This is a genomic window from Paraburkholderia lebeckiae (genome assembly GCF_014201005.1).
GTDB classification, from domain to species: domain Bacteria; phylum Pseudomonadota; class Gammaproteobacteria; order Burkholderiales; family Burkholderiaceae; genus Paraburkholderia; species Paraburkholderia tuberum.
The window spans coordinates 70,201-79,547 of sequence record NZ_JACHDK010000025.1; the positions used below are offsets into that span (position 1 = coordinate 70,201).

General features: G+C 59.7%; 6 protein-coding genes and 1 pseudogene. 4 read left to right on the forward strand and 3 right to left on the reverse strand.

The window, feature by feature from the left end:
• Window positions 1-108 precede the first annotated feature (108 nt).
• A pseudogene (locus HDG39_RS35330) lies at window positions 109-320 on the forward strand (DUF1269 domain-containing protein); the annotation flags it as partial.
• A 399-nt stretch (window positions 321-719) separates the two neighbouring features.
• Here the strand turns inward: HDG39_RS35330 and HDG39_RS29850 are convergent.
• From HDG39_RS29850 to HDG39_RS29860, 3 genes are all read right to left on the reverse strand, one after another.
• Entirely contained in the window at window positions 720-1,094 is a 375-nt protein-coding gene (locus HDG39_RS29850; protein ID WP_184011196.1) for a response regulator, read from the reverse strand.
• Between the two features lie 9 nt (window positions 1,095-1,103).
• Window positions 1,104-4,247 carry a CheR family methyltransferase gene (locus HDG39_RS29855; RefSeq protein ID WP_184011198.1) on the reverse strand — a complete coding sequence of 1,048 codons (3,144 nt, stop codon included), beginning with the start codon at window positions 4,245-4,247 and terminating at the stop codon, window positions 1,104-1,106.
• A 427-nt stretch (window positions 4,248-4,674) separates the two neighbouring features.
• Complete coding sequence (locus HDG39_RS29860; RefSeq protein ID WP_184011200.1) at window positions 4,675-4,965, reverse strand: hypothetical protein; 291 nt, start codon at window positions 4,963-4,965, stop codon at window positions 4,675-4,677.
• Between the two features lie 940 nt (window positions 4,966-5,905).
• On the opposite strand from HDG39_RS29860, the gene HDG39_RS29865 reads away from it, so the two are divergent.
• The 3 genes from HDG39_RS29865 to HDG39_RS29875 form a co-directional block, all read left to right on the forward strand.
• On the forward strand, window positions 5,906-6,286 hold the full coding sequence (locus HDG39_RS29865) for a DUF4865 family protein (RefSeq protein WP_260328348.1): 381 nt from the start codon (window positions 5,906-5,908) through the stop codon (window positions 6,284-6,286).
• An 808-nt stretch (window positions 6,287-7,094) separates the two neighbouring features.
• On the forward strand, window positions 7,095-8,504 hold the full coding sequence (gene cysS / locus HDG39_RS29870) for a cysteine--tRNA ligase (RefSeq protein ID WP_184011202.1): 1,410 nt from the start codon (window positions 7,095-7,097) through the stop codon (window positions 8,502-8,504).
• Between the two features lie 301 nt (window positions 8,505-8,805).
• The coding region (locus HDG39_RS29875; RefSeq protein ID WP_184011204.1) for a lipid II flippase family protein at window positions 8,806-9,347 on the forward strand (542 nt) is incomplete at its 3' end.

Here is a 9,347-nt window from a genome sequence, read left to right on the forward strand (position 1 = left end):
GAATGGAGGAGTCCCTTGCCGCGATGCAATGCAAAACGGCCGCCTCCAGCATTGGTTGCCGAGGCGGCCGTTTTCCAAGGGCGCCGGGTGTTTAGAGTCTGTTCACGTGTGAGACGTGCGCACGACGACTTGCTGCAGGCGCGGATCACATCGCGCGACATATCCGTGTCTTCGCGAATCACAATGTCGCACTCGAACAGTTACCCGAGGCATCCTTGCTGCAAAGCAGCGACATCGTGCACTCGCTCGGACGCGGCGTGGCGCTCGGCGGTGCGACCGGAGCGCTTCTCGGCCTCGTGGCGCTGGTCTTTCCTCCCGCTGGCACCAACAGTTGTGCCGGCAAGAGCCGAAGTATTCCGAGAAACCCCGTAAGATCAAGGTCTTACGGGGTTTTTTTATTCTTCGGCCATGCCGCTGACCGACGCTCAGGTTGGGAACGCTCGCTATAACCCTGCGGGAACCGGCAATCGCCTTGCGGATGGCGGCCGCATGTATCTTCAGCTCGACAAGTTCGGCGCGAAATACTGTCGGCGCGCCGCCATGAACTGCCAGTCGCGAAGGACCGGTGAGACTGAACGTCCGTAGCAACCGCCATTCGCGCCTTCGCGCTGATACATGCAAAACGTCGATCCGCGAGTAGTTCCTTCAGTCCGTCGCCATGCAGACGGACCAAAGCATTGGACGGTGCCAGATGGGCCAGAAGACGCAGCAGACTCAATCTAGAGAGTGCTGGAACCGAGCAGCCTGAAAAGAACACGTGGATCGAAGGGTTTCTCGCACCGGGGGCAGCCGGCATAGGCAGGATCGAGCGCCTCCACGCCATAGCCGGTTGTAAAGACAAAGTCCACGCTGTTCTCGGTCAGCCAGTCCGCAATCGCGTACGACTTCTGCCCGTGCAGATTAACGTCAAGCACCACGCCATTAAAGGCGTCCTGATTGGACTGGATGTATGCCAGCGCCTCGTCCGCAAAGCCGATCGGCCCCACAGCCGTTGCACCGGCCTCTTCGATCAGGCCACAAAGCGCCTGCGCAACGACGAAGTCGTCTTCGACAACCAGTATCCGGCGTCCCTGAAGTTCTGTACCCTGTCCCATCAGTTTTCCTCAGGTCTGGTCGGCAGCATTGGAACGTTTTCGCTCAAACGGCATTTCGATCCGGCACCAAATCCCATCGTCACAAAAGAGCAGTTCTGCCTTCGCCCGCAAGGAGTAAGACAGCGCCTGTTCAATCAACTGCCGTCCGTACCCGCGTTTCGAAGGGTCGGGCGGGACGGCCAGACCGCTTTCCCGCCAATCCAGCAGAAGCAATGACTGGTCCTGCTGTATGTCTTCAACACGCCAGCGGATATCCAGCCGCCCCTGACGGTCTTTTAGCGCTCCGTATTTCAACGCGTTCGTTGCGAGTTCGTGTATGGCCAGCATGATGTTCTGAACATATTCGAGGCCGAGGGGAACCTTCGGGCCGGTCATGGCAATGTTGTCAGCGTCGACACCGGCGATCGTTTCAACCTCCATGCGTACGATGTCACCCAGATCGACATGCTCGCCCGCCGCTTTCCCGAGAATCCCCTGCAGACGCCCGAGGGCTCGCAATCGCGAGGTAAATGCTTCAAGCGGCGGCTCCTTCCGCAAGGTCTGACGCGCGATTGACTCAACGAGTGCGAGAAGATTGCGCGTGCGATGCTGGAGTTCCGCAATGAGCACCTTCTGGCGTGCCTCGGCATGGGTGAGGCCGGTAATATTCAGGAACGTGACCACCACACCTTCCGCCCGCCGGTCGCCATTCCGGTAGGGCGCGAGACGGACCAGATAATTGATCGCCTGGTCGCTGCTATCGATACGACGCTCGATCACTTCGCCGTCAGTCACCGTGCGCGCGATATCGCTGGCAAGCTCCGGCATATTCAGCGGACTTGCCAGGTCGGTGATGGGCCGTCCCCGGTCGGCCGGACGGATATTGAATACGTCCTTCATGGCTGGCGTGAAGCTGCGAATCACGAGATGCCGATCCAGAAAAACTGTGGCGACCGCCGTGCTCTCGAACAGGTTTTGCAGATCGCTGTTTGCGCGATCGAGCGCTTCGATCTTCCCGTTCAGTTCGCTATTGACGGTGTGCAGTTCCTCGTTGAGCGAGACCAGTTCCTCCTTCGACGCTTCCAGCTCTTCGTTGGTCGACTGCATCTCCTCATTGACCGAAACAAGTTCCTCGTTCGACGACTTGAGTTCCTCCAGCGCGGTCTCGTATTCCTCGATCACGGATTGCAGGCGCTCGCGTGTGTCGCGCAGTTCCCGTTCCATCTGCACCGTCGTGCCGTCGTGCGCAGCGTGAGCGCGACTTAATGCTTCTTCGCGACTCAGGACCGCCCCCTGATCGATGAACAGAATCAGAAAGAGCGGCTCAACGCCGGGCCGGCTGTTGAGCGGCTCGACCGTCACAGTGACCATCTGCACGCGTCCATCGTCTTCCTCGACCGGTATGCCTTCCTGTGTCACCGAGCGCCCGGATTCGACCGCTTCGCGGAACACCGTTCGTAGTTCGAGGCGAATGCCCTTGCGCGCCATGGTGAATATCTGACGCGAGGGAATGCCGGCGGGCGGTTCGAGATATTTGCCGGTCCGCGCTGAATAGTAGGCAACATCACCATCGCGATTGACCAGCACGTGAGGCGGCGAAAACCGCTCTAGCACCTGAGCATCGACCATCTCGCGCAGCGCAACACCGCCAACTTCCGTGCGCCGCGCCGTCAGCTCGCCCGCGCGACCGGTCCACATCGACGAGACCATCAGCGGGACTCGAACGTGCGGTGCGGGCACCGACCGGCGACGGAAGATGCGATGTTTTTTCTCGACCGGTGCAAACAGATCGTCGAACTGACTGACGCTTTCCGACGTGCCAAGAAACAGGTAGCCGTCGGGACGCAACGCATAATGGAACGTCGGAATGACCTGTCCCTGAACATCCTGGCCGAAATAGATCAGCAGGTTACGGCAGGAGACCAGGTCAATCCGAGAAAAAGGCGGGTCGCGAATCACACTGTGCGGCGAGAAGATGCACAGGTCGCGCACCTCTTTGGCCACCACATAACTCGCGCCGTCGGGAATAAAAAAGCGTTTCCGGCGCTCGGGGGACACACCATCGAGCAACTGGCCAGGATATTTGGCTGCGCGCGCAACTGCCAGCGCATGTTCGTCAATATCGCTGGCAAAGATCTGCACCCGGGGCACGATCGCAAGCTTATCCATGTGTTCGCGCAGCAGGATACCCAGCGAGTAGACCTCTTCCCCGGTCGCGCAACCGGGGACCCAGACGCGCACCACATCGTCCACTCCGCGCTCCTCGAAAAGCCGTGGGATGACGGTATTCGCGAGCTCTTCGAACGCTTCCGCGTCGCGAAAAAAATTGGTCACGTTGATGAGAAGATCACGGAACAGTGCGCCGACTTCCTGCGAATCGCGCCGCAGGTGTTCGACATAGGCATCGACTGACTCGGCATGGATTACCTGCATGCGCCGCTGCACGCGGCGCATGAAAGTCCTGGTCTTGTAGCCACTGAAGTCGTGACCGAGCTGGCCGCGCAGGATGCCGCAAATCTCCTTTCGCGCGTCATCGATCTGTTGCTGCTCCGCCGCGTTTTGGGCCTTGAATGCAATATCGTCCAGCACATAGGTGCTACGGGCGAATTCAGCGAGTTTCGGCCCCATCTGTTCAACGGGGATGGCAAAGTCGATGAGCCCCGTGGCGATCGCACTCTCGGGCATGCTTGCGTGCTGCGGCCCGAATCCGTCCGCGATCTGCGCCATGGTGAGACCGCCATGCTCCTTGACTGCCTTGACCCCGAGCGCGCCATCGGAGTCGCCACCGGACAGGGCGATGCCCACCGCCAGTTCGCCCTGGTCAATTGCCAGTTCGCTGAAAAAGATGTCAATGGGCTTGCGCTCGCGCCGGCTTGTACTCTGCACGTGAACCCGGAGGTGGCCGTTCCCAATCCCGAGGACCACATTGGACGGCGCCACGTAGACGCTGTTTATCTCCACCGGCATACCGTCGGCCGCGACCTGTACCGGTAGCGCCGTATATCGCGCCACGATCTCGTGCAGCAGGCTCTCACGCTCCGGGCCGAGATGCGTCACGACGACAAGAGCGACGCCGGGCTCGGCGGGCATCCCGCGAAAGAAACCGTCTAGCGCCTCTATTCCCCCGGCCGAAGCGCCGACGCCGGCAACCGGGAACCGCGATGCATCGTTCACAAATCTCTCCCACGCGTTTGCGTCAACAGTTCGCGGTCGCCATCTCGAGTGGCTGAGGCCGGGGTGCGATTGGTCGGCGCAACGGTATTCTGGGTGGACGGTCCCCGGTTCGACAACTATGACTCCAGCAGGCGAAGCGCCCTCCCGCACCACCTCGCTCGCCGTGCGGTAACGGCCCGACGGTACTACCTTGTCGTACCCGAGTCTACGGGCGCGCTAACTTCAGATTTTGTCTCACGCAGTGTTCGGCCAGGTGCAGCTCGCCGCTGTAATCATGCGAGGTTGGTCGTGAAGTTAGGTGATGCCCGAACGCCCGGACACGGGGGAACGGCTGCTTCGGGCAAAACCTGGGACGTTGGCACGAATTTGCCGACCGGAGTAACGGGTCGACTGCCTCGTCTTCAGTAGCGCCCGTGCGCGACGGACATTACTCCTCATAGGCTGCCATCACCAGCCACATATCGTGCTGATCGTCCCGGATTTCCGCCGCCAGGGCGTAAGGATCACGGGGATCGCACGTCTGCTCCAGTTTGGTCTGCGCTGCTTGTCCATCGCTGAACGGCCCGGCAGACAACGGACGGACTTCCTGTTTGCCTTCGAACATCGGCCGGTCCGTGCGATAAACAAGCGGTTGGCGCTTCCAGTCGTTGAAACAGTCCCTGACGTGCTGGAAATCACCACCGCAGATATTGACCTGATAGTGGATCGTAGACTCCATGATTGAATCTCCTCAGTCCAGCCTCATCGGGAGCTGCGATGTTCCTGAGGGGCGGCTCTCGCCGGTTTCCTCTGCCAATTTGATACCAACTCACTTGCGGGCTAACGTGTTTTCCGTTACTGGCTGGCGCCCGATGCTGCCGCCGGGCCGCTTGCGCCCATCGATCCGGTCGCTGCGGGGTTAGTCATCGTGCCGCTACTGCCCGCCGCTGCGCCGCTGGTCTCGCTACTGTTGTCCGCCCGCTTGCATCCAGATGCACTCATCGCCAGCAGCACGACCGACGCCGCAACTACAAAATGTCTCGCAGTTAGTTTCATCGCAGATTCCTCCTGCCTGGCTGCAACCCGGCTTTCGGTGAACGGGATGCATGCGACCTGCGCGCCTGTTGCACTTCGACCGGTCATTGGAATTAGCGCAAATTGCATGCCCCATACACTCGCGCGTCTTGACAAGCGGGCGCTGCAGGCGGATTTAGCGGAAATGGTGCCGGTCGGGCTTGCGGAGACAGGCACGCCTAAAATTACAACGCTACGCAAATCTCCCACGTCTCATGCGGATTCGCCGGTACCGCAGTGCAAGGCTGTCAGATGGAGAAAGACACTGCAGGATGCGTATGCAAATAATCGCGGACCGGATCGCTGTCGAGAGAATTGATGACTGGCAGGAGCGGTCCCGACGGCTGATAAAAAGCTGCCCATCCGGCAGAATGAGCCGAAGCGTTGGGGTTCGCGGACGAATGGCCGTGCTGCACGAATGGTAGCCCTTATATCGTGACGCCCATGCAGCAGCACGGGCGTGCGCGATGCGACCGGCAACTATCGTCAGCATTCTCGCGCCGCTGATGATGGGACGATACTTATTCCCATGCCAATGGTGGCGCGGCGTTCTCTACCTGATACGCCACAGCCCGGACACCACTTACTGCCTCTGGAGCCCGACCATGTATGCGATGCATTATGAAATCACCTTGCCCGCCGACTACGATATGCAGATCATCCGAAATCGCGTCACGGACCGCGGGCACATGACCGACACGTTCGCTGGCCTTGGTCTCAAGGCTTACCTGATCCGCGAGCGCGACAAGGCAGGTGCGACGCTCAACCAGTATTCGCCGTTCTACTTGTGGAATGACACCGCCGGTATGAACCGTTTCCTGTGGGAAGGAGGCGGTTTCCAAGGCATCGTCGAATCGTTCGGACGGCCCGTCGTGCTGACATGGTCGGGCCTCTCGTGCCAGCGCGGGGGATTCATGCAATCAGCAGACTGCGGCAGTAGCACGGATATTGCAGATTGCAGCTCGCCGGTCCATTCGAAATGCTGATCCAGTCCATGCAACTCAAATGCCGGCTCGAAACTGATACCAGGATGCGCGGTCGTGACGCTCGGTGGGTCATATTGCATGGCAAGCTCCTCGATGTCCGTCTTGCGGAATCGGTGCGCATTGTCCAGGAAAGAAAGAAAAAAGACTCGGAATCTCTATCGGTTGGGCACCATGACTTTATAGGCGCCGACGATTCTGTAGAAAGCGTTAATCACTGGTGCCCTATGGATTTTTGTCTATGGACCCCGGTTTTTCAATGAGAAATGATGTTATGGCACCTGTACCCTGTTTGCGATTCTTTATAAGTGCGCAGATATAAAGGGCGCAATGGGCAATGGTGCTTGCGTTTACAGTGCGAACAAGGAGTTCTCGAACCTTGCCGAAACACTTCGCCAAAAAATATGGTGAAATCGCCAACAGGCTCGGATTTCCGGCGTCGGTTTCACCATTAATAGCGGCCGTGCGGTCCAGCGGTTTCGACGACGGCTCCGGGTCGGCCTGAGACGGCCACCGGCCGTCTCGGTTCGTTTAGGTTTGTTCTTCGGCCACAAGCCGTCGCTCGACAGTGGCTCTCGAAAGCGGCCGCTCACTGACATTGACCCAAGGAGCGGCAGGCTCTAACATGCCTTTCATGCTCGCTTACGCCCATTACCCCTCCCGCCTCGTTCACGCATGCTGTCACGGCCTGCCAGGGGGAGCTTGCGTCTAGCGCGCCAATCTGCGTCACGTCTAAGCCTCAACTGGCCACCCGTTGCGAAACCGGTGGCCTTTTTGTTTTTCACGATCGCTCCACCACGCGAAAATTCCGATGCCACTCGTCCTGTATGACACCTGGTCGCGCGCCGTGCGCCCCTTCAAGCCGATACAACCCGATCACGTCGGCCTGTATTGCTGCGGGCCTACGGTGTACGACCACGCGCATATCGGCAATCTGCGGACCTATGTGTTCGAAGACGTGCTCCGGCGGGTCCTGAGGCTAAACGGCTACCCCGTGCAGCACGTCGTCAATATCACCGATGTTGGCCATCTGGTCTCCGATGCCGATGACGGCGAGGACAAGATGGAGAAAGGAAGCCGGCGAACGGGAGAGTCGGCATGGGCGATCGCCGAGCGTTATACAGAGGCTTTCCTGGCCGACTGGCGAGCGCTCAACTTGCTGGAGCCTTCGGTCTGGTGCCGCGCAACCGACCATATCGCGGATCAGGTCGCCTTCATTGTCACCCTTGAACACGCCGGTTACACGTACCGGACCGCAGATGGCGTGTACTTCGACACCAGCAAGCAGGACGATTACGGCTTTCTGGCTCACCTCGACCATGAGGGCCTGCAAGCCGGCAAGCGGGTTGCACCAGGCGAGAAAAAGCGCGCCACGGATTTCGCGCTATGGAAATTCAGCCCAGCTGATTCCCGGCGGCAGATGGAATGGGACAGCCCTTGGGGACGCGGCTTTCCCGGCTGGCACATCGAGTGCTCGGCGATGTCGGCCAGGTATCTGGGGTCCTGGTTCGATATCCACTGCGGAGGTGAAGACCACATCGCCGTGCATCACAGCAACGAAATCGCGCAGACGCAAGCCGCGCACGGTACCCGGCTCGCCAACTTCTGGATGCACGGCCATTTCCTTACGCTGGACGCTACGAAAATGTCCAAGGCGGGCGGTGACTTTCTCCGCCTGCAGACACTGGTCGACCGCGGAGTCGATCCGCTGGCGTATCGCTACCTGTGCTTGACGGCGCACTACAGAAGCTCCCTGCGTTTCAACTGGGATGCGCTCGAAGCCGCAAAGGTCGCGCTGGACCGGCTACGCAACGTCTATGCGAGTTGGCCCACCGGTGGTACGGCGGATGAGCGTTTTGTCGCCCGGTTCAACGCTGAGGTCAATCAGGATCTGAATCTACCCCGCGCACTAGCCGTGCTGTGGGATCTGGTGAGGAGCGATTTGCCTCCTGCCACGCGACGGGCCACCGTTGACAGCTTCGATTCGGTACTTGGGTTACGACTGCCCGATTGGCAGCCGGACAAGCCGGATATCCCGGCAGACATCGCTGCGTTGGCCGAGCAGCGCGAAAAGGCGCGCGCCAACAGGGACTGGGACGAAGCGGACCGCCTACGTGACACATTGAGAGCCTTGGGATGGCAAATCGAAGACGGTGAGCGCGGGCAACGACTGATCCGGACTGTCAAAGGAACGACGATACTTGGAGATGGCTGCGTATGACGCTCGAAAGATTGGCGGCTGTGCGTCCTATGCGCTATGCGGGGCGCACAACCGCAGGCGAGATGGCAACGGCTCGGCGCGACCGGTTGAACGTCTGTTTCGCGTGCGATCGACGGCCCGCTCCTGGTCGCCTTATACCTTTTGCATGAGGCGCACACCGCAGACGATCGTCGTGCTCTGTCGCGGGACGCAGTGCGACAAATTTCGGACTTTCGGTATCGACCGTCAATTCGGTGACAATCGAACCGGGCGGTGGCGCTCCGATAGACTTCAACTCCTGCCCCAACCTTGCCGGGATTGCATGGACGCCCAGCTTTTTATCATCTGCGGACTTACATTCGTAATTCACGTCATCGCGACACTGGCTTACGCTGTGCGGATTGCGGGTGTTCGCACTCGGCGTATCGCTGTGTCGTTTTCTCTGTTCGGAATCATCGCCCTTGTCTCCCGCACGGCGAACTCCTTTCAAGGGCCGTTCATAGCTAAGCGCGTCGAGCTTGATATCGCTCGGCATCTTGAGGGTGGCCTGCTCGGTGACTTTCGGCTCTTCCTGATTACCGCAACGGCGGCAAGCATAATCGGCACGTTACTGATCCCAACGTTCCAGCGCTATTTCAGTCGCGCCGTCGAGCACTTCCAGGCCAATCGTTCATTGTCACGCCTGTTGCTCCACATTTTTAGCCGTGGCGGCATCAACTATCTGCGGGACGGCGCGCGGGTTCCGTCGCGCCAAAACATCGCCCAGCTAGCGGCGCGCGTCAAGCAGGTTGTCGCCTCACTCATGCAGCCAGAGGCTGTTTATTTGCGCCGATCGACGCCATCTCAACGACTGAGTCACGTTCG